General features: G+C 41.2%; 21 protein-coding genes. 3 read left to right on the top strand and 18 right to left on the bottom strand.

Annotation, left to right across the window (positions count from 1 at the left end; translation table 11 throughout):
* Nucleotides 1–115 precede the first annotated feature (115 nt).
* The 5 genes from glpX to FPV17_RS20345 form a co-directional block, all read right to left on the bottom strand.
* Nucleotides 116–1,081: a class II fructose-bisphosphatase gene (glpX, locus tag FPV17_RS20325; RefSeq protein ID WP_035394268.1), complete on the bottom strand. Its 966-nt coding sequence runs from the start codon at nucleotides 1,079–1,081 to the stop codon at nucleotides 116–118.
* A gap of 29 nt (nucleotides 1,082–1,110) precedes the next feature.
* A complete protein-coding gene (murA, locus tag FPV17_RS20330; RefSeq protein ID WP_144560248.1) occupies nucleotides 1,111–2,397 on the bottom strand; it encodes a UDP-N-acetylglucosamine 1-carboxyvinyltransferase in 1,287 nt (428 codons plus the stop codon).
* 84 nt (nucleotides 2,398–2,481) lie between these two features.
* Nucleotides 2,482–3,117: a fructose-6-phosphate aldolase gene (fsa, locus tag FPV17_RS20335; protein ID WP_035394265.1), complete on the bottom strand. Its 636-nt coding sequence runs from the start codon at nucleotides 3,115–3,117 to the stop codon at nucleotides 2,482–2,484.
* Between the two features lie 86 nt (nucleotides 3,118–3,203).
* Complete coding sequence (fba, locus tag FPV17_RS20340; protein WP_144560249.1) at nucleotides 3,204–4,067, bottom strand: class II fructose-1,6-bisphosphate aldolase; 864 nt, start codon at nucleotides 4,065–4,067, stop codon at nucleotides 3,204–3,206.
* Between the two features lie 229 nt (nucleotides 4,068–4,296).
* Nucleotides 4,297–4,653, bottom strand: coding sequence for a response regulator (locus FPV17_RS20345; protein WP_060704444.1), 357 nt, complete (start codon nucleotides 4,651–4,653; stop codon nucleotides 4,297–4,299).
* 132 nt (nucleotides 4,654–4,785) lie between these two features.
* Between FPV17_RS20345 and FPV17_RS20350 the strand changes: the two genes are divergently transcribed.
* A complete protein-coding gene (locus tag FPV17_RS20350) occupies nucleotides 4,786–5,298 on the top strand; it encodes a DUF2529 family protein (RefSeq protein WP_035394263.1) in 513 nt (170 codons plus the stop codon).
* Between the two features lie 186 nt (nucleotides 5,299–5,484).
* Here the strand turns inward: FPV17_RS20350 and pyrG are convergent, their stop codons facing one another.
* The 7 genes from pyrG to FPV17_RS20385 all read right to left on the bottom strand — a co-directional run bounded on the left by pyrG (nucleotide 5,485) and on the right by FPV17_RS20385 (nucleotide 13,976).
* Entirely contained in the window at nucleotides 5,485–7,095 is a 1,611-nt protein-coding gene (gene pyrG, locus FPV17_RS20355) for a CTP synthase (protein ID WP_060704442.1), read from the bottom strand.
* Between the two features lie 187 nt (nucleotides 7,096–7,282).
* Nucleotides 7,283–7,801, bottom strand: coding sequence for a DNA-directed RNA polymerase subunit delta (rpoE, locus tag FPV17_RS20360; protein ID WP_035394261.1), 519 nt, complete (start codon nucleotides 7,799–7,801; stop codon nucleotides 7,283–7,285).
* A 140-nt stretch (nucleotides 7,802–7,941) separates the two neighbouring features.
* Nucleotides 7,942–8,547, bottom strand: a complete 606-nt coding sequence (locus FPV17_RS20365; protein ID WP_035394334.1) for a TetR/AcrR family transcriptional regulator — start codon at nucleotides 8,545–8,547, stop codon at nucleotides 7,942–7,944.
* Between the two features lie 91 nt (nucleotides 8,548–8,638).
* Nucleotides 8,639–9,781, bottom strand: coding sequence for an acyl-CoA dehydrogenase (locus tag FPV17_RS20370; protein WP_035394258.1), 1,143 nt, complete (start codon nucleotides 9,779–9,781; stop codon nucleotides 8,639–8,641).
* Nucleotides 9,774–10,625: a 3-hydroxybutyryl-CoA dehydrogenase gene (locus FPV17_RS20375; protein ID WP_144560250.1), complete on the bottom strand. Its 852-nt coding sequence runs from the start codon at nucleotides 10,623–10,625 to the stop codon at nucleotides 9,774–9,776. Before FPV17_RS20375 ends, FPV17_RS20370 begins: the two co-directional genes overlap by 8 nt.
* Entirely contained in the window at nucleotides 10,625–11,812 is a 1,188-nt protein-coding gene (gene mmgA, locus FPV17_RS20380) for an acetyl-CoA C-acetyltransferase (RefSeq protein ID WP_144560251.1), read from the bottom strand. Before mmgA ends, FPV17_RS20375 begins: the two co-directional genes overlap by 1 nt.
* 73 nt (nucleotides 11,813–11,885) lie before the next feature.
* On the bottom strand, nucleotides 11,886–13,976 hold the full coding sequence (locus FPV17_RS20385) for a (Fe-S)-binding protein (protein WP_144560252.1): 2,091 nt from the start codon (nucleotides 13,974–13,976) through the stop codon (nucleotides 11,886–11,888).
* Nucleotides 13,977–14,118: 142 nt separating this feature from the next.
* Here FPV17_RS20385 and cls point away from each other — a divergent pair, with 142 nt between their 5' ends.
* On the top strand, nucleotides 14,119–15,312 hold the full coding sequence (gene cls / locus FPV17_RS20390; protein ID WP_035394256.1) for a cardiolipin synthase: 1,194 nt from the start codon (nucleotides 14,119–14,121) through the stop codon (nucleotides 15,310–15,312).
* A 63-nt stretch (nucleotides 15,313–15,375) separates the two neighbouring features.
* Here cls and FPV17_RS20395 read toward each other — a convergent pair whose 3' ends face one another.
* The 5 genes from FPV17_RS20395 to speE all read right to left on the bottom strand — a co-directional run bounded on the left by FPV17_RS20395 (nucleotide 15,376) and on the right by speE (nucleotide 19,936).
* Nucleotides 15,376–15,858, bottom strand: a complete 483-nt coding sequence (locus FPV17_RS20395; RefSeq protein ID WP_060704439.1) for a DUF456 domain-containing protein — start codon at nucleotides 15,856–15,858, stop codon at nucleotides 15,376–15,378.
* A 2-nt stretch (nucleotides 15,859–15,860) separates the two neighbouring features.
* The gene (argS, locus tag FPV17_RS20400) at nucleotides 15,861–17,531 is read right to left on the bottom strand and encodes an arginine--tRNA ligase (protein ID WP_144560254.1); all 1,671 of its coding nucleotides are present in this window, start codon (nucleotides 17,529–17,531) and stop codon (nucleotides 15,861–15,863) included.
* Between the two features lie 70 nt (nucleotides 17,532–17,601).
* The gene (locus FPV17_RS20405) at nucleotides 17,602–18,036 is read right to left on the bottom strand and encodes a YwiB family protein (protein WP_035394252.1); all 435 of its coding nucleotides are present in this window, start codon (nucleotides 18,034–18,036) and stop codon (nucleotides 17,602–17,604) included.
* A 181-nt stretch (nucleotides 18,037–18,217) separates the two neighbouring features.
* Nucleotides 18,218–19,096 carry an agmatinase gene (gene speB, locus FPV17_RS20410; RefSeq protein ID WP_038484162.1) on the bottom strand — a complete coding sequence of 293 codons (879 nt, stop codon included), beginning with the start codon at nucleotides 19,094–19,096 and terminating at the stop codon, nucleotides 18,218–18,220.
* A gap of 12 nt (nucleotides 19,097–19,108) precedes the next feature.
* Nucleotides 19,109–19,936 (bottom strand): spermidine synthase, encoded by an 828-nt coding sequence (speE, locus tag FPV17_RS20415; RefSeq protein WP_035394249.1) that lies wholly within the window; start codon nucleotides 19,934–19,936, stop codon nucleotides 19,109–19,111.
* 141 nt (nucleotides 19,937–20,077) lie between these two features.
* Between speE and FPV17_RS20420 the strand changes: the two genes are divergently transcribed.
* The gene (locus FPV17_RS20420; RefSeq protein ID WP_246117079.1) at nucleotides 20,078–22,180 is read left to right on the top strand and encodes a transglycosylase domain-containing protein; all 2,103 of its coding nucleotides are present in this window, start codon (nucleotides 20,078–20,080) and stop codon (nucleotides 22,178–22,180) included.
* 44 nt (nucleotides 22,181–22,224) lie between these two features.
* Here FPV17_RS20420 and FPV17_RS20425 read toward each other — a convergent pair whose 3' ends face one another.
* Nucleotides 22,225–23,046, bottom strand: a complete 822-nt coding sequence (locus FPV17_RS20425; protein ID WP_144560255.1) for a GNAT family N-acetyltransferase — start codon at nucleotides 23,044–23,046, stop codon at nucleotides 22,225–22,227.
* Nucleotides 23,047–23,402: the final 356 nt, after the last annotated feature.

Here is a 23,402-nt window from a genome sequence, read left to right on the forward strand (position 1 = left end):
AGTAACTAAACTTTATTTTAACCATATTTAGTAGAATTAATCAATAAAAAAAGGGAGAAAACCTCCCTTTTCACTATTCGACAAAAATTCACACCAGCTTCAAGAAACCGTTGTGTTAGCGCATAACCAGATCAGGCTTCTTTTTCATACTATGTGTTCCCTCGACGAAGCGAACTGTACCTGATTTTGCTCGCATAACAATGGATTGCGTATTGGCTTTTGTCCCTTTATACCGTACGCCTGTTAGCAATTCACCATCGGTTACACCTGTTGCTGCAAAAATACAGTCATCGCCACGCACGAGATCTTCCATACGAAGAATTTTATTTACATCAGCGATGCCCATTTCCTTACAACGAGAAAGCTCAAGCTCCGACTGAGGCAATAATTTCCCTTGAAAATCTCCACCTAGACATTTTAAACCTACCGCAGCCAAAACGCCCTCTGGCGCACCACCCGAGCCCATTAACAGATCTACACCTGTGTCATCAAAGCCTGTATTTACAGCAGCAGCGACATCTCCATCAGATAGTAATTTAATTCGCGCACCAGCTTTTCGAATGTCATGAATTAATTTCTCATGGCGAGGTCGATTTAATAAGACAACAACTAAGTCTTCAATATCCTTATTTTTTGCTTTCGCAACAGCCTTTAGATTATCAAGAACAGGTGCATCAATATCGACATTTCCAACCGCTTCTGGACCAACGGCAAGTTTATCCATGTACATATCAGGAGCGTGTAATAAATTTCCGTGATCTGCAACAGCAAGAACAGCAAGTGCATTCCACTGACCGTACGCAAGAATATTTGTTCCCTCAAGTGGGTCAACCGCTACGTCTACACGAGGACCATAGCCATTTCCTAGTTTCTCTCCGATATAAAGCATTGGCGCTTCATCCATTTCACCTTCACCAATAACGACCGTACCCTTCATTGGTATCGTATCAAAAACATCCCTCATTGCTTCTGTTGCCGCTCGATCAGCCTCTTCTTTATTTCCTCTGCCCATCCAACGACCTGAAGCAAGTGCGGCTGCTTCTGTTACTCGGACAAGTTCCATTGACAAACTGCGTTCCATACTCTGTTATCCTCCCGATTCTAATACCCCTATGATTGATTCACTTGTTCAATTTCTTCTTCATTTAACTCTTCGCGCCATACAATCGCACCTAAGTTTCGAAGTTTCTCTTCTAAATGTTCATATCCGCGATCAATATGCTCAAGACCGGAAATCTCCGTAACCCCTTCAGCCATTAATCCCGCTACGATAAGCGCTGCTCCTGCTCGTAAATCACTAGCACGGACGTTAGCCCCTTGTAATGGAGAGCGCCCATTCACAATGGCGGACCGCCCTTCTACTTTGACATTGGCACCCATGCGCCTAAGTTCATCGACGTGCTTGAAACGCGCATCATAAATGGTGTCCGTCACAATACTAGTACCCTTTGCACTAACTAAAAGACTTGTAAATGGTTGTTGTAAATCAGTAGGAAAACCTGGATAAACAAGCGTCTTAATGTCGACACCTTTTTTGTCCAACATTCCTTCCACAATCATTTGATCATCTTTTTCTTCAACCTTCGTGCCCATCTCTCTAAGCTTTGCGGTAATGGAATCCAAATGAGTTGGGATAACATTATCAATTTGCACTCGTTGTCCCATCGCCGCAGCCATTATCATGTATGTACCAGCCTCGATCCGGTCTGGAATAATGGAGTGGGTGCAGCCCTTCAGATGATTCACGCCTTCTATTCGTATCACGTTCGTTCCAGCGCCTTTAATTTTAGCACCCATGCTTGTTAAAAGTGTGGCGACATCAATAATTTCTGGTTCTTTTGCGGCGTTTTCAATAATGGTTTGCCCTTTTGCTCTGACAGCAGCAAGCATAATATTAATCGTTGCGCCTACGCTGACAACGTCAAGGTAAATCTTCGCTCCTTGTAGTTCATCCGCACGCAAATAAATGGCTCCCTGTTCATTTGTCACACGAGCGCCAAGTGCTTCAAATCCTTTTATATGCTGATCAATCGGTCTTGGACCTAAATTACACCCACCAGGCAAACCAATAACAGCTTTTTTAAATTTCCCAAGCATGGCACCCATTAAATAATACGATGCGCGTAATTTTTTCACTCGTCCGTTTGGCAATGGCATAGCAACCATGTTTTCTGGTTTAATTTCCATCTGTTGATCGTCCATTGTAACCTCTCCACCGATCTCACGTAAAAGCTCCGCTAAAAGCTCTACGTCAGATATAGATGGTAAGTTGTCAATCACAACTGGACTATCTGCTAGAATGGCAGCGGGAATAAGTGCGACTGCACTATTCTTTGCGCCACTGATCTGCACAGAACCTTCAAGGGTTTGCCCACCTTTTATTAGCAGTTTATGCATGATAATCCCTTCCTTTTATACCTAGTCCCTTTTGAGTAAGTATGTTCAGAGTTATTCTTGATGCACAAATCCAATTTTCTCACATTATTTATTCCAGTCAGAAAGAAATTGCTCAATGCCTTTATCTGTGAGTGGGTGTTGTGTCAGTTGTTTGATGACTTTGAGTGGAATCGTTGCAATATGTGCGCCACGTTTTGCAGCCTCGTTTACATGAATCGGGTGACGAACACTAGCAGCGATAATTTGAGTATCCAATCCATGAGTGTCGAAAATGGTCCGAACATCAGTAACTAAATTGAGTCCATCATGTCCAATATCATCTAAGCGACCTAGAAATGGTGACACATACGTAGCACCTGCACGCGCCGCTAATAATGCTTGAGCAGCTGAAAAGATCAGCGTAACGTTTGTTTGGATTCCAGCTTCCGTTAACGCATGAACAGCTTTCAAACCATCGACTGTCATGGGAACTTTTACAGTTATGTTCTCTGCAATCGCTGCAAGCTCTTTTCCTTCACGAATCATTTCTTCTGCCTCTAATGAAATAACCTCTGCACTTACACTTCCTGGAACGACCGCTGCAATTTCTTTGATGCGATCATGGAATTCTACATTTTCTTTTGCTACAAGACTAGGGTTTGTTGTTACACCGTCCAAAATACCAAGTTCGTGTGCTTCTTTAATTTCAGAAAGGTTTGCCGTATCGATAAAAAATTTCATTTCATATCCCCCTATAAAAAAACGGTTACATTCATAAATGGAAATAAAAGCAGTCATGGACTGCTTTTATTAAGTTTCGTCTCACCTTACGCTTTATTTGAAGAACCAAATTCTCTCATTTTTCCAGCGACAGTTGCTTTAATCGCGTCACGAGCTGGTCCTAAATATTTACGTGGGTCATATTGCTCAGGTTGAGCTGCCAATGTTTCACGAACAGCTTTAGCTGATGAAATTTGACTTTCTGTATTTACATTGATTTTGGCATGGCCAAATTCAATCGCTTTTTGAATATCCTTTGTCGGAATTCCAGTTCCGCCATGAAGGACAAGTGGAATACCAACAAGTGAATCGATCGTTTTCATATGATCGAAACCAAGGTTTGGTTCACCTTTATACGGTCCATGTACAGAACCAAGTGCAGGAGCAAAGCAATCAACGTTGGTTGCTTCGACTAGCTCTTTACACTCTTCAGGAATAGCGTATGCCGCTTCCGCATCATCCACAATTAAGTCGTCTTCTTGTCCACCAATACGACCTAGTTCTGCTTCAACAGAAACACCAAGCGCGTGTGCAACTTCAACAACCTTTTTCGTTAACGCGATATTTTCTTCTAATGGGTAGTGAGAGCCGTCAATCATAACAGATGTAAATCCAGCATGAATGGCTTCTACACATTTCTCAAAGCTTGAACCGTGATCTAAGTGAATCGCTACTGGAACAGTTACATTGTACTCTTCCATTAGGTTTTCTACTAATCCAACGATTGTTTTAAATCCACCCATGTAACGAGCCGCACCTTCGGAAACACCAAGAATAACTGGTGATTTCTCTTCTTCTGCAGCTTGTAGGATTGCTTGAGTAAACTCTAAGTTGTTTAAATTAAATTGACCAACCGCGTAGCTTTCTGCTTTCGCTTTGTTCAACATGTCTTTCATCGATACTAAAGGCATGATTGTCCTCCTTCATTTCTCTTACCATAGGTGGAATAAGTCCATCTTCATTTATTGTTAAAATAACCTTATATTCGAAAGTTATGTAAAGAAATAAATATAAAATAACTATTCTACCTAGGCACACGAATCTTTAATCGAATCTATTATAGCATATCTTTTTTCGATTTGACCTAGGAAAGAGTTAGAAATTAAATGTAAACGGATCCATTTTCAAACTTTGACACTTTTAGAGATTATGACGAATTACTTGCCTTACATCTTCAATGTCAAACGGCTTGGCCATATAACTAATTGCTCCGTTTTCCAATGCTTCATTCACCATCTTTAACTCACCGTAAGCTGTCATCATGACAACTTTAATACTTGGTTGGCGTTCTTTCATCTTTTTGAGAATTTCTACACCGTCCATACCAGGAATCTTCATGTCTAACAGAACAATGTCAATTTCTTCAAGTTCTTGTATATCAAGCGCTTCTTTCCCGTTAGCGGCTTGGTACATTTGATAGCCATCTTTTTGCAAGATTTCCGTTAATAATACTCGTATTCCAAATTGATCATCTACAATCATAACATTATGCACCATCGTACACTCCTCCTAGTCATCCTCTCCATTGTAAACTTATTCGTGTTGTTTCGTGGGTTTCCTTTATTAATTTGCATTTTATCTATCAGGAAACTAGAATAATAACAAGTAATTCGTGAGAGAGGTACAGATATGGATAAGATTTACACAACTCAACTTATTGGTTTATTAAAAAAGATAAATGATACTCAACCAGATGAACTCGAAAATGCCGCTAGACTCTTATCACAATCGATCATGGCAAATGGCACCATCTATGTCAAGGGGATAGCAGAACTTAAAGCACTAGAATATGCAACGACAGCAAGCTTTGAATCATTACCAAATGGAGTGATTTACAGCAAGCAATCCTTTTCTTCTACCGACCGCTTCCTTCTCTTTTCACCTGATGCAAGCGACTCTGAAACAAAAGAACTTTTAAAGGTTTGTAACGAAGAAAGCGTACCTGTCGTATTGATTGTCACTGGGGCTTATGGTGGTAGCGAGGTCGATGCTGATAGCTTAATAGAGCTTGGCCTTACAAAAGGGCTGACTCCTAACGAGCAAGGAGAGCGTGTTGGACACCCTGGATTGATTGCCACACTCTTTATGTATAATCAGCTCTATTTAAACACGCTTGATATTGTAAATGAACTGAAAGACTAAAGGTGGAACAATTTCCTTTAGTCTTTTTTTCACTTTTCCAACGTATTGTTCTCCTTTAACCACTGACACCATAGACTGAACTGGGTTAAAGCTTCACCTTAGCTGTGGACGGAACTTTCCGATTAAAAAGAGGCTGAGCCTATAAGGAATGAAACATCACCTTTTGACCCAGCCACTTAACTACTTTTATTGTTGTTCTTTTACCTCTAATGATTTTGCTACGAATTCTCTAAATAACGGTTGTGGACGCGTTGGACGTGACACAAACTCTGGATGGAATTGACTTGCAATAAAATATGGATGATCCGCAACTTCAATAATCTCCACTAAACGTCCATCTGGGCTTGTACCGGAGAAAATAAATCCAGCCTCTTCCATTTGTTGACGATATTCATTGTTAAACTCATAACGATGACGATGACGCTCATAAACGACTTCTTCACCATAAGCTAAACGGGCAAGAGAACCTTCTTTTAATTTACAAGGATAGAGACCTAAACGAAGGGTTCCTCCTAAATCTTCAACATCCTTTTGCTCTGGCAGTAAATCAATGACAGGATAAGGTGTAGTTGGATTTAATTCAGCAGAATGTGCTCCGTCCATTCCAAGTACTGTGCGAGCAAATTCAACAGACGCGAGCTGCATGCCTAAGCAAATCCCAAGGAACGGTATTTTATGTTCTCGAGCATAACGAGTAGCAGCAATTTTTCCTTCAACACCACGATCGCCAAATCCACCTGGTACAAGAATGCCGTCTGCATCCTTTAATCGCTCGGCCACATTCGCGTCATTCACTTGCTCTGAATACACCCAGTCAATTTCGATATCAGCATCGACATTATAACCAGCGTGACGTAACGCTTCTGCTACAGAAAGATACGCATCTTGTAATTCCACATACTTACCCACTAACGCAATACGAACTTTCTTACTTAAGTTGCTTACACGGTTAACAAGTGCACTCCACTCATCCATATTTGCTTCTGGACATTGTAAGTGCAAGTGGTCACAGACAATCTGATCGAGCTTTTGCGCTTGCAGATCGAGTGGAACTTGATAAAGCGTATCTGCGTCCCCTGCCTCAATCACAGCTTCTTTACGAATGTCACAGAATAACGCAATTTTATCTTTCATTTCTTGTGGAACTGGACGCTCGGTCCGTACTACGATGACGTTTGGTTGAATTCCTAATGAACGCAATTCTTTAACAGAGTGCTGAGTTGGTTTTGACTTCATTTCTCCAGCAGCTTTTAAATATGGAATAAGCGTACAATGTAAATAAAGGACATTCTCCATCCCAACATCACTCTTAATTTGGCGGATTGCTTCTAAGAACGGTAAGCTCTCGATATCACCTACTGTACCACCTATTTCCGTAATCACGACGTCTGCGCCCGTTTCTCTACCTGCACGGAGAACACGCTCTTTAATCTCGTTTGTTACGTGCGGAATAACTTGAACCGTACCGCCAAGGTAATCACCACGACGCTCTTTCTTTAATACAGTTGAGTAAACTCTACCTGTTGTAACGTTTGAATTTTGACTAAGGTTAATATCAATAAAACGCTCATAATGCCCTAAATCTAAGTCAGTTTCAGCACCATCGTCGGTAACAAACACTTCCCCGTGCTGATAAGGACTCATTGTTCCCGGATCGACGTTTATATATGGATCAAACTTTTGAATGGTCACCTTTAACCCACGATTTTTTAGTAGTCTCCCTAATGAAGCAGCTGTAATTCCTTTTCCTAATGAAGAAACTACGCCACCTGTAACAAATATATATTTCGCTGACATCCTACTTCCTCCTTTTAGCTTTTAAGGGGATCTTGCTCGAACATGTCTATCAAAAAAAAAACAAAAGTGACACGTCGCCATAGGCATACTATGGGGCGCACTTTTGTTTATTATTTCCATTATATAAGCTCATGATAAGCCCAAAAATGATTTTACCTAGTTATCACGTAGAAGTCAAGCAGACTTTTTAATCTTCCTCTTCTTCGCTTGAAGCTTCCTCGTCATCGTCAAAATCACCTAAGTCTTCATCTTCATCTTTATCCGTGAAATCATCGTCATCGTCTTCTTCTTCGTCATGGTCTTCCTCGTCAGCCAATTCGTCGAGCTCATCTTCCAAGTCTTCAAATTCGTCCTCTTCAAGCTCATCAATCGCATCAAAGTCCTCTTCATCATCGTCTGTTTTACGACGCTTCGGTTTAACAGAATGCGTAATCTCTTCTTCAGACTGCTCGTGTGGGTACCATGCTTTCAGACCCCATTGGTTATCACCAAGCGTTAGAAAACGCCCATCGATATTTAAATCAGTATATAAGAAAGAAATTCTAGCCTCTGCTTCTGATCTCGACAGACCTTTTAATTTCGCTACTTCCTCTAGTAAATCATAGAAATTAAACGCCTTTTTCTGATCCACCATAATTGCAAACGCTGCTTCTACCATGGACATTTCATCGAGCTGTTCTTGATTCAAAGATTGCAAATCAACCATAATCGGGCACACCCTCCATCATCTTCATAAATCGTACCATCTATTAGTGTAAGCCATTTACTGCTAAAATCATACGTTCCATTATAAACAAGATTTACGTTTATTTCTAGCCATAATGAAAAACTCGCAGCAACCAATTACTACGAGTCTAACAAAACATACGAAGAAAGTAACTGTTTAATTTGTAAATCACTGTATTCGTCGATATCCAACTGCTTTTGCATGGACCAACGCCTAAACGTCCACATCTGTCCTAAAACGAGAATATTATGAGCCAGTAAATGCTGCTGCTTCTCACTTATTTGCATATCTCCATTTTGAACACAAGCCCGAATAAAGGATTCCATTAGTGTTACCATCTCTAATTCTTTCTTTAAAACATATGGCAACGTTTCCTTTGGAAGAGACTTTGTTTCTTGATACATAACAAGCACTTCGTCTTGCTTTTCATCGACAACCGCTAAATACGCGCGAATCGCAATTTTTAAGCGATCTAACGGGGTACCGCTCTCATCAAGCAGCCGCTTCACACTCTCCATTACTTCATCGTAAATGGAGTCACAGACAAGATAGAGCACATCTTCTTTCGTCCCAATGTATTCATAAAGCGTGCCTATACTGAAACCTGATTCTTTTGCAATTTCCCTTGTTGTCGTTCGATGAAATCCTTTTTCTATAAAAAGACTTACAGCACCTTTAATCATTTGCTGACGACGTTTTTTTATTAGTTTTTCATCTTTCACCATTGAAGGAATTACTTTTTTCCCAGCCACTACACCCACTCCTGTCAATACGATTCTACCATTTTAACACGGAGGGAATAAGCGCAAATCGTCTTTACGAGGAAAGTTGTCTCGATATAACCATTTGCTGGATTTCACTCGTCCCTTCGTAAATCTCGCAAACCTTGGCATCTCGGAAATAACGCTCTACAGGGTATTCTTTCATATAACCATACCCACCATAAACTTGAATGGCTTTCGTGGCAACATCCATTGCGGCTCGAGAGGCAAATAACTTAGCCATACTCGCTTCTTTTGCACAAGGAATATTCTTGTCTTTAAGAAACGCAGCAGAATACGTTAATTGTTTGGCTGCCTCTGTATCTGTTGCCATATCTGCTAATTTAAACGCAAGCCCTTGATGCTGATTTAATTTCTTTCCAAATTGTTTTCGTTCATTTGCATAATTTGTCGCCGCTTCAAGAGCAGCTTCTGCAATTCCTAGAGATTGCGCTGCGATCCCAATGCGCCCTGAATTCAAGTTAGCAAGGGCAATTTTCAACCCTTCGCCTTCTTCTCCTAAACGTTGGTCCTTTGAAATCCGACATTGTTCTAAGATAATTTCCGTTGTGGACGAACCGTACAGACCAAGCTTCTTTTCTTTTTTGCCAATAATGAGTCCTGGTGTACCGTCTTCTACAATAAAACACGATATTCCTTTTGAACCCGCTGTTGGATCAGTCACGGCAAAAATAAGGTAGGTCCCTGCCTCCCCACCATTTGTAATAAAGACTTTCGAGCCATCTAGCACATAGTCATCGCCGTCTTTTACTGCTCTTGTTTGTAACGCCTTTGCATCACTGCCTGCATTTGGCTCAGTTAAACAAAACGCACCAATCCATTCCCCTGCTGCAAGTTTTGGGACGTACTTTTTCTTTTGCGCTTCTGTGCCATATAAAACAATTGGAATGGTTCCCACTGAAGTGTGCACACTCATAATTAAGCCAATACTTGCGCTTACTTTCGAAATTTCATGAACGGCAATGATATAGGAAACAAAGTCCATTCCTGCGCCACCATATTTCTCGGGTACAGGAACCCCCATTAAACCTAGCTCACCCATTTGTTTGAGAATATCACGCGGGAACCAGTCTTCCTCTTCCATCTTTTCGACTTTAGGCGCAATTTGTTCTCGTGCAAACTCTTGCACCATTTTTTTCATCATTACTTGCTCTTCATTAAAGAAAACACTACTCATATTGGAAGAACCCCCTGCCTGCTTTTTTTCCAAGCCAACCTGCTTGCACGTATTTTTTTAGTAACGGACACGGGCGGTACTTATCATCACCAAATCCTTCATGCAGCACGTTCATAATGGATAAACACGTATCTAATCCGATAAAATCAGCCAGCGTTAATGGGCCCATCGGGTGGTTCATACCAAGCTTCATGACGGTATCAATATCTTCAGCTGTGGCAACACCTTCATAAAGAGTAAAAACCGCCTCGTTAATCATTGGCATTAAAATGCGATTTGAGACAAAACCAGGAAAATCCTCTGAACAAACAGGCACTTTATCAAGCTGATAAGAGAGCGTTTCGATCGTTTGAAAGACTTCCTCGCTTGTAGCTAAGCCACGGATAATTTCAATTAATTTCATCCTCGGTACAGGGTTCATAAAGTGCATGCCAATAACGGCTTCTGGCCGATTGGTTACACTTGCTAAGTCCGTAATTGGTAAGGAAGATGTATTGGTAGCCAGAATCGCGCCCTCTTTGGCATAGCGATCCAACTCCTTAAAGATAAGCTTCTTAATGTCAACGTTTTCTGTAGCCGCTTCAATAATAAGATCAGCCGCTGCAGCTTGGCGCATATCCGAAATTGGCGTAATCTGAGCAAGAGTTGACGTGACATCTGTCTGCTCGATGTACCCTTTATCAACTAGTCGTTGCAGCCTTTTTTCCATACCGTCCACACCTGCTTGCGAAAGCTCTTGCTTTTGATCATGCAGCAAAACGACGTACCCTTTTGCTGCAAATACTTCCGCAATGCCAGACCCCATTTGCCCGGCACCGATTACCATTATTGTTTTTGTTTTCATTAAGCAGTCTCCTCTACGTACAATAGCACGGCATCCCCTTGGCCACCGCCGCTACATATAGAAGCAATGCCATATCCGCCACCAATTCGCTTTAATTCATACGCCAATGTAAGAATGATTCTGGCACCACTAGCCCCAATTGGATGACCGTAAGCAACCGCTCCACCATTAACATTTACTTTTGTTTCGTCTAACTCGGCTAGTTGATTACTTGCCAGGGCAACAGCGGCAAACGCTTCATTAATTTCAAATCGCTTAATATCACTTAAGGACACAGACGCTTTATCAAGAAGTTTGTTAATGACCAGACCCGGTGTTTTCGGAAAATCCTTTGGTTCCACAGCAATACGTTCATGACTAACAATCGTTGCAAGTGGAGACTTCCCTTCTTTTTTAGCACGTTCATCACTCATAATGAGCATGGCGCACGCACCATCATTGACACCTGGTGCATTTCCAGCCGTAATCGTACCGTCACGTCCAAATACTGGTTTTAATTCGTTAAGGCTTTCCACTGTTGTACCTTTACGTGGGCTTTCGTCTTGTTCAATGATTGTCTTCTCGCCTTTACGCCCTTTCACTTCAACAGAAACGATTTCCTCTTTTGTGATACCGCTTTCAATTGCTTTGTTAGCTAATTCTTGGCTTCGTGCAGCCCAGCGATCTTGTTCTTCTCGTGACAGGTTTAGATCTTCAGCAGTACTATTCCCATAAACCCCCATATGGACATTTGTAAATGAACATGTTAATCCATCATAAACCATTCCATCAATAAGCGTGGTATCGCCCATCCTTGCTCCAAAGCGCGCTTTCGGCATATAGTAAGGCGCATTAGACATGGATTCCATACCTCCTGCTAGAACCACTTCAGCTTCTCCAGAACGAATCGATAGATCTGCCATTGTTACTGCACGCATACCGGAAGCACACACTTTATTAATTGTCTCTGTTTTCACTTCCCAAGGAATTCCCGCTGCATGCATTGCCTGTCTGGAAGGTAATTGTCCTACTCCTGCTTGGAGGACATTGCCCATAATGACTTCATCAACAGCTTCCGGGTCTAGCTGACTTCGGTTTAATGCCTCTTTTAAAGCAAATCCACCTAAATCGGTTGCTTTGAATGAAGCCAATGCTCCACCCATTTTTCCAATTGGTGTTCGTGCACCATCAATGATTACCGATTTCATAAGACACTCTCCTTATCGAGCGAACGCTCGGTCATTTTATTAAGCAGATAAGATTCGCTTTACGCGAATCTTATTATGCTGGTTCTTCTAGAGACTTCTCTAAAATTTCAGCAACATCCATTGTCTGTACATCATCTTCTTTTTCCAATGCCTTCGTGCCATCGCTGAGCATGGTTAAGCAGTACGGACATGCACTACCAATCACAGATGGAGCAACTGCAAGGGCTTGCTCAGCCCGGGCAACGTTTACTCGTTGGCCTTTGTCTTCCTCCATCCACATCATGCCACCACCAGCTCCACAGCACATACCATTTTCACGATTACGCTCCATCTCTACAACATTCACACCCGGAATATGCTTCAAAATTTCTCTCGGCGGATCATACACATCGTTATATCGACCTAAATAACAAGAATCATGGAACACAATCGTTTCATTTACTTCTTTCGTCGGCGTCAGCCTTCCTTCCTGCAATAATGTTGCAAGAAGTTCTGTGTGGTGATAAACTTCGACATCTTCCAACCCGAAATCTGGGTATTCATTTTTCAATGTGTTGTATGCGTGCGGGTCAATTGTAACAATTTTCTTCACATTATGCTTCTGAAATAACTCGATGTTAGCGCTTGCAAGTTCTTGGAACAAAAACTCATTTCCTAGTCGTCTTGGCGTATCACCGGAATTCTTTTCTTTATTCCCAATAATCGCAAATGAAACACCAGCAAGGTTAAGCAACTTCGCGAATGATTGTGCGACTTTTTGACTCCGGTTATCGTAAGCACCCATTGAGCCCGCAAAGAATAGGTATTCAAACTCTTCCCCTTTTTTACTTAATTCTTTTACTGTTGGTACATAAATATCTTCACGCCCATCTCGCCAATTTTCACGTTCCTTTCGGCTGATTCCCCATGGATTCCCCTGTCGCTCAATGTTTTGCATCGCACGTTGGGCATCGGGATCCATTTTTCCTTCTGTTAAAACAAGGTAACGGCGCAAGTCAATAATTTTATCCACATGTTCGTTCATCACAGGACATTGATCTTCACAGTTACGACATGTTGTACATGCCCAAATTTCATCTTCTGTAATGACATCTCCAATCAAACTGACATCATAACTAGCAGCTGCTTCTTCATGGCCTTTCGCCGCTAAGGAATTGGCTGCTGTATTTGAAAATGCGTAGGAAGGCATCCAAGGCGAACGTGACGTAATCGCGGCACCTTTTTCGGTTAAATGATCGCGCATTCTTAATAATAAATCCATTGGCGACAGCATTTTTCCTGTTCCCGTTGCTGGACACATATTGGTACATCGACCACATTCAACACATGCATACAAATCAAGTAGCTGCTTTTGATTGAAGTCTTCAATTTTACCAACTCCAAAGCTTTCCGCATCCTCATCTTCAAAATTCACTTTTGCTAGTCTTCCGACTTTATGTGTCCGACCTAGAAAGACATTCGCAGGACCAGCAATTAAGTGCGCATGTTTTGACTGAGGGACATAGACTAGAAAGCTTAATAAAAAGAGAAGGTGCATCCACCAAAAAACAAAGAATAGTCCACCTGCAACCGTAACAGGGATCCAGCTCGTTACAAACGCCACAGAGGAGGCCAGAGGTTCAAAAAACGTTAATTCCTTTCCGAGCCATATCATTTCCATTCCTTTTGCAATCGTCTTTGAAACCATTAATCCACCGATAAAAATAAGCACTAACCCAGCTTTCCAATTCCGCTTGAGACGTACTATTTTTTCAACATAGCGTCTATAAAAGGCCCATACGACGGCAATTAGAATCATCGCAACGACGAGTTCTTGGAATAAGACAAAGAACGGATAAACAGGGCCTAAGGGTAAATGACTACCAGGGTTTAACCCTTTCCATATTAAGTCCATTGCACCTAGTTGAACCATTAAGAAACCATAAAAAAACATGAGATGAATAATGCCGCTTTTTTTGTCTTTCATTAACTTCTTATGGCCAAATACATTTTTCCAGATGGCTTGCATACGTTCGTTTAGCGTATGTTCAAATTCTGCTTTTTTGCCCAATTTAATAAATGTCATTCTCGTCCAGATGAGATTTGCAAAAAGATACACCGCGTAACCGGTTACAAGAAGAAATAAAACCCAATTCACCGTGAGTAGAGCTGTGCTAACTCCCATTATATACCTCCTCAAGTTTCGTTAAGCGTAGTATATCACAACTTTAATGAATGAGCATTCAGTCAACAAAACTTTTTTCTCTATTTTTGGATGGTTTACCTTCTCTTCGGTAACGATAAAGAAGCAGAAAGGAGCATGCCCTATGTTACTATTGCTCATGATTATCACCATTGGTTGTGCCATTTTCTTCTGGCTTCGGTTTGATTACCAGTTCGGACTAACCCATTTACGTAAGCATGAATCGGGTAACATTACCTCTTCTTATCCAAGCACAGCATCGTTACTTTCCGATGGTGAAGCGCTATTCGCCTGTTTACTAGCTGACATTGCAAAAGCAAAAGACCATATCCATATTCAGTTCTATATTTTTAGAAGCGATGGCATTGGTAAACGCGTGATACAGGCACTTTGTGATAAAGCTGAACAAGGCATAACGGTTCGCTTACTAATCGATCAATTTGGATGTAAACTTTCGAAATCAGATAAGAAAGCATTAAAGCAAGCAGGCGTACATTTTCAAACTTCTTCTAGAATACAAACGCCATGGATCTTTTTTTCAATGAACCGAAGAAATCATAGAAAACTTTCCTGTATTGATGGCCGTATTGGCTACATAGGAGGTTTCAATGTCGGGGATGAATATTTAGGTCGTAATCCATTTTTTGGCCATTGGCGAGATTTTCACATTCGATTAACCGGTACAGGTGTGCATGCGATTCAATCACAGTTTATGAGTGACTTTGAAAAAGTAGAAGCAATCCCTAATCAGTCTAGACTCTTTCCCCAATTAGAAGAAGGCTCTCAACACATACAGTTTTTCAGTACTCAAGGAGTGGGACTCGAAAAACAGTACTTAGACCTTATTCATTCAGCAACACAATCTATATCCATTGGAACGCCTTATTTTATTCCAACAAAGGCACTTCAAAAAGCGTTGGTCGAAGCTTGTCAGCGAGGCGTACAAGTAACCATCCTACTACCTGAAAAAGCCGATCATCCTTTTGTGAAACATGCTGCAACGCCATTTATCATTACCATCATCCAAGCCGGGGCTATTGTCCATCATTACTACCGTGGCTTCTATCACGTGAAGGTACTTATTGTTGACCATGCTACTTGTCTTATTGGTACTGCTAACTTTGATCAACGTAGCTTACATTTGAATAATGAGATGAGCTGTGTCACGAATAATGAAGCATTCATAAACGATGTCGAAATACTTTTTCAGCGTGACCTCGAACGATCCATTACCATAACAGAGGAATCGTTAAAAAAGCGACCCAAACTGGATCGCTTAAAAGAAAAAGCTACAAAGCCTCTTATCAATTTCTTATAGCAAAGCGCTAGAGTCAGACGTTCTCAGAACTGAATTCGTCGTCATAGCGCTTTTGTTTCTGCCTTAATTTAACCATACTTCAATAAAGAACCAAATGATCATCACCGTTTGTACAACGGCTTTAGCAAACGATCCGCTTAAAAACGCGAGAAAGGAAGCAAATGCAATTTTAATAGCTTCATTAAACGTTTTTTGCTGTAACAATTCCACTGCCAAGACGAGCACGAAGGGAACGAGAATTAAACCAAACGGTGGATAGATAAACGCACCAATGATTACACCGACTAACGCCATTCGTTCGCCCCATTTAGATCCTCCTGTACGTTTTACAAAGATAACATTTGCTAGAAAATCAACAACTAATAAAAAGAACGTCAACACAGCCATACCGACCCAAAACCATGTGCTTAGGCTTCCCGACAACCCAAAAAGGTAAATAAGGAAGCCACCCCATAGTACGAGGACAGATGGAATAATGGGTACAATCAGTCCGACGTAGCTTGCAACGAAAAAGACGACAATCAGAAGCCACCAAAGGATTTCCATTGTTACATCTTCTCAGGTGCATGAACGCCTAATAGAGCCAGTGCGTTCTTGATCGTTAGTTGTGTTGCTCTCATGAGTGCCAATCGTGCATAAGAAAGAGCTTCATTGTCCCCATCAACAACACGATTGCCGTTATAAAAACTGTGCAGTGTTTGTGCAAGATCGTACGTATAATTGGCCATTCGTTGTGGGTTTTGCTTCTTCGCTGCATCAGCAACAGCTATTGGGAAGTCACCAATTACTTTTAATAACTCGTATTCCTTCTCACCATTAAGCAGTGTTAAATCAGCTTGATTGTAATCGGTCATACCTGCTTCTTCCCCTTGGCGAAGGATAGAAGAGATTCGAGCGTGAGCATATTGAATATAATAAACCGGGTTTTCATTTGATTTTGAAACAGCAAGGTCCATATCGAAGTCCATATGCGTATCAGCACTTCTCATTGCAAAGAAGTAACGCGTCGCATCAATTCCCACTTCGTCCATTAAATCCCTTAGTGTAACGGCTTTTCCAGTACGCTTACTCATTTTCACTTTTTCGCCGCCTTGGTACAAGCTAACCATTTGAATAATCTCAACATCAAAACGGGAGGCATCATAGCCTAATGCTTGAATGGCTGCTCGCATTCGTGGGATGTAGCCGTGGTGATCGGCTCCTAGAATGTCAATTAAACGATCATGTCCACGATCATACTTATCGAGATGATACGAAATATCTGGCGTTAAATACGTATAGCTGCCGTCATTTTTTACAAGAACACGGTCTTTATCATCACCATACTCAGTTGAGCGTAACCATGTCGCCCCGTCTTGCTCGTAGGTTTTTCCTTTTTCTTTCAATACGTCAAGTCCTCTTTCTACTTGACCAGACTCGTAAAGGGATGTTTCTGAAAACCAGTGGTCAAACGACACCCGATACACGCTTAAGTCTTTTTTAATTTTCTCTAGCTCTTTGTTTAGTCCGTAGTGTCGCAAAATTTCTAGTCTTTCCTGTTCTTCTAATGTAGCATACTCATCGCCAACTTCCGCCTTTAACTGTGCGGCAATATCAATAATGTCGGCACCTTGATACCCATCTTCCGGCATAGGAAAATCATGCCCGAGCGCCTGCATATAGCGAGCTTGCAACGACAAAGCTAGATTATCAATTTGGTTTCCAGCATCATTAATATAGTATTCGCGTGAGACATTGTAACCGGCTTTTGCCATAATGTTTGCTAAAGAATCTCCAACCGCTGCGCCACGGGCATGTCCTAAATGCAAATCACCTGTTGGATTAGCAGAGACAAACTCGATTAATACTTTCTCTTGTTCACCAGCATCACTCTCACCATAACGCTCACCTGCAGCAAGCACCGTTGGAATAATGTCTCGTAAATAACTATTGTCTAAAAAGAAATTTACAAAGCCTGGTCCAGCAATTTCCATTTTTTCAATTTTAGCTTTTTCTTTATTTATTTGCGCAGTAAAGCTTTCTGCAATTTGACGTGGTGCTTTTTTCGCAATACGAGCCAGTTGCATCGCAATATTTGTAGCATAGTCACCATGGGCTTTCTCTTTTGGTACTTCCAAAAATACTTCCGGTACCTCTTCTTCCGTTGCTAGCCCGGCCTTTATAATGGCATGCTTAATTTCTGTTTGTAGTGACTGTTTCATTTGATCTAATGGATTCATGTTAGACTTCCTTTCCTTTACACTCATAGAAAAGGCAAGGGAACAATCCCTTGCTCTTTTGACCTGTCATTTATTCTTCTTTGCGCTCAATGTTCAACCGAATCTCATGCTCGCCTGTTGCTTGCCCTTGTAAGAAGAAATGGTAGCGCACATAGATCTTCCCTTTGTTTTTATTTGCTTTAGGAAGTTGCACAATAAGGGTTTCAGTAATCGCTTTTGTTTCCCATGAAGCTTCGGGTGTGACATAACGTCCAAACGTTTCTTGTTTCGGTGCAAAACTCTGACGCATAATAATCCCACCTTGGCGAATCAGCATCAGTTCTTCACCATCCCATTTCATTGTTGAATACACATCTTGTCCATGAGTATGGGCTTCTTTAAAACGCAAATAAGAGGCGTTGTTTTTTATATAATAATCGCCTTCCGTTACAAAAGAGAAGGAATCAGGTGGCTGACCTTCTAAATATGTCATGGTTTGAAAAGAGATCTGGACTTTCCTCTTCATGATTTGTTCATTCCATTCTATTATTCATACAATCATTACTTCCTTATCCATTTTACTTCGTTTATATACGTCTTGCAATTGAATAGAGTTTCCATTCTCAAAAAAAGGGCAATAAATGAAAAAGCGCTAGCAGTAAGTACTCCTCTACCGGAAACCTACCTTTAGCACTTAACAGGTGTATTTATCGTTTGTTTACCCATCCTAATAGCATTTCGCGCACAAACTTACTAGCTGCAATGGTCGTTTGTTCCGTTGGATCATAGGCAGGAGCCACCTCAACAAGGTCTGCGCCAACAATAGAAAGATCTGCTTTTGCTAAATGAATTTGTGCTTCAAGCAATTCTTTTGATGTAATACCGCCAGCCTCAGCAGTGCCCGTACCTGGAGCATACGCCGGATCAAGTACGTCAATATCAATCGTTACGTAAACATGTCTCCCTTTTAGCTTAGGCAATACTCGCTTCAACGGCTCAACAACATCAAACTTAAAGAGATTCATCCCTGATTCCTTTGCATACGCAAATTCTTCACGCATACCCGAACGAATGCCAAATGAATAGACGTTTTCTGGTCCAATTAATTCACACGCCTTACGAATTGGGGTGGAATGAGATAATACCTCTCCTTCATACTCCTCACGTAAATCTGCGTGTGCGTCAATATGAATAATCGCTAAATCTGGATATTTACGATACATGGCTTTAAAAATTGGCCATGATAAAAGGTGTTCGCCACCTAAACCGAGGGGGAACTTGCCGTCATTTAAAAGACCTTCCACGTATTCTTCAACCATGTCTAAACTCTTTGCTGCATTTCCAAATGGAAGCGGGATATCACCAGCATCAAAATACGCAACCTCTTCTAAATGCTTGTCTGCGTAAGGGCTGTATTCTTCTAATCCAAGAGAAGATTCTCGGATGCGGGCTGGACCAAAACGGGAACCTGGACGAAAGGAAACGGTCCAATCCATCGGCATTCCGTAAATGACAGCATCAGCTTCTTCATAAGTTGCCCGGCTCATAATAAAGACCTTGCCAGAATAAGATTCATCAAATCGCATACATGTCACTCCTTACTTCAATAAATCTTGCACAAATTTGGGTAATACAAAAGCAGCGTTGTGAATGTCTTTTGTATAGTATTTTGTGTCAATCTCATGAAAACGAGTCGCTTCCACTTTTAAAGGATCGTGTTTTTTTGAACCGATTGTGAATGTCCACATGCCACTAGGATATGTAGGGATGTTGCATGTATACAAACGTGTAATCGGGAAAATTTCTTGTACATCTTTATATACATTTGTAATAAGGTCTTGATGGAACCAAGGGTTATCGGTCTGCGCTACGAAAATCCCGTCTTCTTTCAATGCTTTTGAGATCCCTTCATAAAAACCTCGTTCAAATAATTTAGCAGCAGGACCAACTGGCTCTGTTGAATCAACCATAATGACATCATATTCGTTTTCTGATTTTGCAATATGCATAAACCCATCGTCTACTTGAACATCCACACGAGCATCCTCAAGGGCACAAGCAATGGTTGGTAAATATTTTTTTGAGTACTCAATTACTTTTCCATCAATATCAACAAGAGTGGCTTTTTCAACTGATGGATGCTTAATGACCTCGCGAATCGCTCCGCCATCTCCACCACCTACTACTAGGACATGCTTTGGATTAGGGTGTGTGAATAATGGAACGTGTGTCACCATTTCGTGATACACAAATTCATCCTTTTCTGTTGTCATCACCATACCATCTAATAACAACATATTTCCGAATTCTTCTGTTTCCACCATATCTAGTTGCTGAAACGCCGTCTTTTCAGAATGCAGCGTGCGTTTAATTTTCATCGTAATGCCAAATCGTTCTGTTTGTTTTTCTGTAAACCAAAATTCCACTATTGTCACCTCATTTAGTTAAAACCATGTGTACATGATTTCTTTGCTAAGAGCAAGTATAGCGGATGGGAGCGGAATTGCAACTCTTGTTTAAAAATCTGCTTTTTTTTCCAAACTAGTAAAGAGATGATGAACGAAAGGGTGAGCAAGTTGATTCCAGCAACAAGAGGTCAAAAAAAACGCTTTAAACAAGTAAAATCGCTGGCTAAATACTGCCTAATTACGATTATGTGCATCATTATAAGCATCCTTGCTCTCTTATCCTATGCCAGAATGCAAGGTCCACCACCAATTGAACTTGCTTTCCCTAATCAATTCTTAGCGAACGATGGTTCCATCATTGATAGTGAAGAAGCAGGTCAAAATCGAAAAACCGTCCCGTTAAACGAGGTATCACCCTATTTAATAGATGCTACAATTGCTGTGGAAGACCGGAAATTTTATTCCCACTATGGATTTGACCTTAAACGTATTGGTGGAGCGCTCCTAGCGAACCTGCGATCTGGTTCAAAAGGACAAGGTGCCAGCACAATTACACAGCAATACGCTCGTAACTTATATTTATCCCATGAGAAAACGTATGTGCGCAAGTGGAATGAGCTTGTTTACTCTCTTCGATTAGAAATGAATTATTCGAAAGACGAGATTTTAGCAGGCTACTTAAATACCATTTACTACGGCCATGGTAACTACGGTATTGAAGCGGCTTCTTCTCACTTCTTCGACAAAAATGCGAAGAATCTCTCTTTAGCAGAAGCGGCTATGCTAGCAGGTGTGCCGAAAGGACCAAGCTATTATTCACCATTAAATGACTTGGAACGAGCGACGTCCCGCCAGCATACCATCTTAAACAGCATGGTGGAGGCAGGCTTTATTACAACCGAAGAAGCTTCCTTAGCGAAAGAAGAAAAACTCCAATTTACCGATCAAAAGGATCTTGAAGCACAAGAGCTTGCTCCTTATTTTCAAGACCATGTAAAAGCCTTCATGAAAGACTACACTCAACTTACAGAACAACAGTTAAAAGTAGGAGGATTAAGCGTTCAGACGACACTTGACCCCACTCTTCAGCAACAAGCAGAAGATCTTGTTGCGCACTATATGCCGGAAAGTGATTTGCAAGTGGCACTTGTTGCAATGGATCCTCGAACAAGCGAAGTGAAAGCACTTGTAGGCGGAAAAGACTATGAAGATAGTTCATATAATCGAGCGACTCAGTCTAAGCGACACCCTGGATCAACAATGAAACCATTTCTTTACTACGCAGCACTTGAGAATGGCTTCACGCCAATGACAACATTCCTTAGTGAACCGACCTCTTTCACATTTGACGAAGGACGGGATTCATACGAGCCTAGTAATTATAACGATATTTATGCGAACGATTTTATTACAATGCTCGAAGCGATTTCCTACTCTGATAACATTTACGCGGTGAAAACCCATCTGTCTATTGGGGAGGAAGAACTGGTTCGAGTTGCAGAAACCGTTGGCTTAGGTAAACTTAAACAACTACCCTCTCTTGCACTTGGTGCACAGCCCGTATCCATTATTGATATGGCAAATGCCTATACAGCGCTAGCAAACGGGGGAAAGATGAGTGAGCCTGTGTTTATTCGTCATATTACGGATGGAGAAGGTAAGAAAATCTTTGAACCAAACAGCCCACAACGGCAAGTACTTCGGGCTGACACGGCGTATATTTTAACGGATATGATGAAGGGTGTTTTTGAACCTGAACTAAATAGCTACACGTCGGTAACTGGTGGCAGTGTAGCAAAGAAACTGACTCATCCGACTGCTGGTAAGTCAGGGTCTACGCCGCGAGATAGCTGGATGATTGGCTATACGCCACAGCTTGTCACAGTTGTTTGGACTGGCTACGATGAGAAGAAAGACATTAATCAATTTACAGAAGGCCAAATTGCTAAACGAATTTGGGCAGATTTCATGCAGTCAGCCATGGAAGATGAACTAACGCTTCCATTCACTCGTCCTCCTGGGGTTGTTATGAAAACAGTCGACCCTCATACTGGATTGCTCACGAATGAATCTTGCCCTGGTGGAAGACCTACCGCTTTCTTAATGGGGACCGAACCGCTCGAACCCTGTAGTAAGCTGGAAGAATCAGAACCAATTGATGAAGAGCCAGAACAAGACAAAGGCATTTTCCGACGCTTCTTTCGCTGGATTGGTGGAAATGAAGTCGAAACGGAGCAATGGGAACGACGAGATCAAGAGTAGCACGAAAAAGAGTATGGATCTATTTAAGATTCATACTCTTTATTTCATGCTTTATAACGATAATATGCTTGGGCACCTTCTACAGTGAACCCACATTTTTTATATAATGACAACGCCTGCTCGTTTGAGGTCACAACATCTAACCAAACTGTTTTTCCGTTTCGAACTTCACGATGGACAATATCCGTTAACACAGCTCGACCAATACCTTTACCGCGCTCCTCTTTCTTAATGACGAAACCGTAAATCCAACTTTCATCTTTTTGACGCTGCACTCTTAATTTCCCAACTACTTCACCAGCAGCTTCAACGATATAAGTTCCATTTACTTCGTCTGGTCTCAAATGATTTGTTTCTTCCATCGATAAACCAAAACCCTCTTTATCTAAGCATTGAATGGATGCTTGATCACTCGAAACAGCTGGACGAATTCGAATGCCCTCCTTTGAACAAGGCATTGGTATTTCGCGACAAACCATTTGATGCTCAGAAAATTGATAGACAGCACCAACTGCCCGACAGAAAGCATGACCACTCGTAGCGTTTTCAGGAGTATTAATGAGAAAAGGCGCTGCCTGCTGATGCCAATTGCTGAGCGCTTGAGTCATTAAATGGCGGGCAATGCCTCTCCGTCTGTATTCTGGGTCAACAAGACACAAACATTCGACTTTTTTCCCAAATGAAAAAACCGCCAAATAACCAAGTAACGTACCTTTTTCGTCATAATGAAAGTAATCTTCCGTTTTCGACTCGGAACGATTTTGTTGTGCAAGCATATCCCAATTCATTTTTAACTTCGTCTTATCATAGTGTTCTACCTTTTGCTGCAGCGCGTGAATTGCTTTTCGTTGCTCTGGGGCAAGCATCCTTTTCACCACCTTTTCTCATCAGTATAGCACAGAAAACAATTGTAATTTTCTTTTTAATTACGTATGTTCATCTCTTTTTCAAAAGATTTGAATGTTTCCGCATCTTTTGTCAAGAGATTAATCTGCCTAAAATGTTGATTTCAGTGAGGCATATTTCCGTTTAAAAGAAACGATTCGTTTCCTTTTATCTAATCCCGAAGCAGTTTTAAAGAAATCTCTAATTAACAGGATTCCATTCTCTTAGTCAGAATAAAAGTTAGGATTTTTTAGCTATCCTTTATTTATCCGTTTCTTTGATCATTCACTTTTTCTTTATGCGCATAGAAAAATAATACGCCATATACTGGGATTAC

Source organism: Shouchella miscanthi, from assembly GCF_007725405.1.
GTDB lineage: Bacteria > Bacillota > Bacilli > Bacillales > Bacillaceae_D > Shouchella > Shouchella hunanensis.

Coding starts and splice junctions, on each gene's coding strand:
- speB (WP_038484162.1), bottom strand. CDS start 19,096: ATGCGATTTGATGAATCTTATTCTGGCAAGGTCTTTATTATGAGCCGG.
- fba (WP_144560249.1), bottom strand. CDS start 4,067: ATGCCTTTAGTATCGATGAAAGACATGTTGAACAAAGCGAAAGCAGAA.
- FPV17_RS20370 (WP_035394258.1), bottom strand. CDS start 9,781: ATGAGTAGTGTTTTCTTTAATGAAGAGCAAGTAATGATGAAAAAAATG.
- FPV17_RS20425 (WP_144560255.1), bottom strand. CDS start 23,046: ATGCTTGCCCCAGAGCAACGAAAAGCAATTCACGCGCTGCAGCAAAAG.
- FPV17_RS20385 (WP_144560252.1), bottom strand. CDS start 13,976: ATGGGAGTTAGCACAGCTCTACTCACGGTGAATTGGGTTTTATTTCTT.
- argS (WP_144560254.1), bottom strand. CDS start 17,531: ATGAATCCATTAGATCAAATGAAACAGTCACTACAAACAGAAATTAAG.
- murA (WP_144560248.1), bottom strand. CDS start 2,397: ATGCATAAACTGCTAATAAAAGGTGGGCAAACCCTTGAAGGTTCTGTG.
- fsa (WP_035394265.1), bottom strand. CDS start 3,117: ATGAAATTTTTTATCGATACGGCAAACCTTTCTGAAATTAAAGAAGCA.
- rpoE (WP_035394261.1), bottom strand. CDS start 7,801: ATGGTTGATTTGCAATCTTTGAATCAAGAACAGCTCGATGAAATGTCC.
- pyrG (WP_060704442.1), bottom strand. CDS start 7,095: ATGTCAGCGAAATATATATTTGTTACAGGTGGCGTAGTTTCTTCATTA.
- mmgA (WP_144560251.1), bottom strand. CDS start 11,812: ATGAAATCGGTAATCATTGATGGTGCACGAACACCAATTGGAAAAATG.
- FPV17_RS20350 (WP_035394263.1), top strand. CDS start 4,786: ATGGATAAGATTTACACAACTCAACTTATTGGTTTATTAAAAAAGATA.
- FPV17_RS20365 (WP_035394334.1), bottom strand. CDS start 8,547: ATGGTGAAAGATGAAAAACTAATAAAAAAACGTCGTCAGCAAATGATT.
- glpX (WP_035394268.1), bottom strand. CDS start 1,081: ATGGAACGCAGTTTGTCAATGGAACTTGTCCGAGTAACAGAAGCAGCC.
- FPV17_RS20395 (WP_060704439.1), bottom strand. CDS start 15,858: ATGGAAATCCTTTGGTGGCTTCTGATTGTCGTCTTTTTCGTTGCAAGC.
- FPV17_RS20405 (WP_035394252.1), bottom strand. CDS start 18,036: ATGAAGAGGAAAGTCCAGATCTCTTTTCAAACCATGACATATTTAGAA.
- cls (WP_035394256.1), top strand. CDS start 14,119: ATGTTACTATTGCTCATGATTATCACCATTGGTTGTGCCATTTTCTTC.
- FPV17_RS20375 (WP_144560250.1), bottom strand. CDS start 10,625: ATGAAAACAAAAACAATAATGGTAATCGGTGCCGGGCAAATGGGGTCT.
- FPV17_RS20345 (WP_060704444.1), bottom strand. CDS start 4,653: ATGGTGCATAATGTTATGATTGTAGATGATCAATTTGGAATACGAGTA.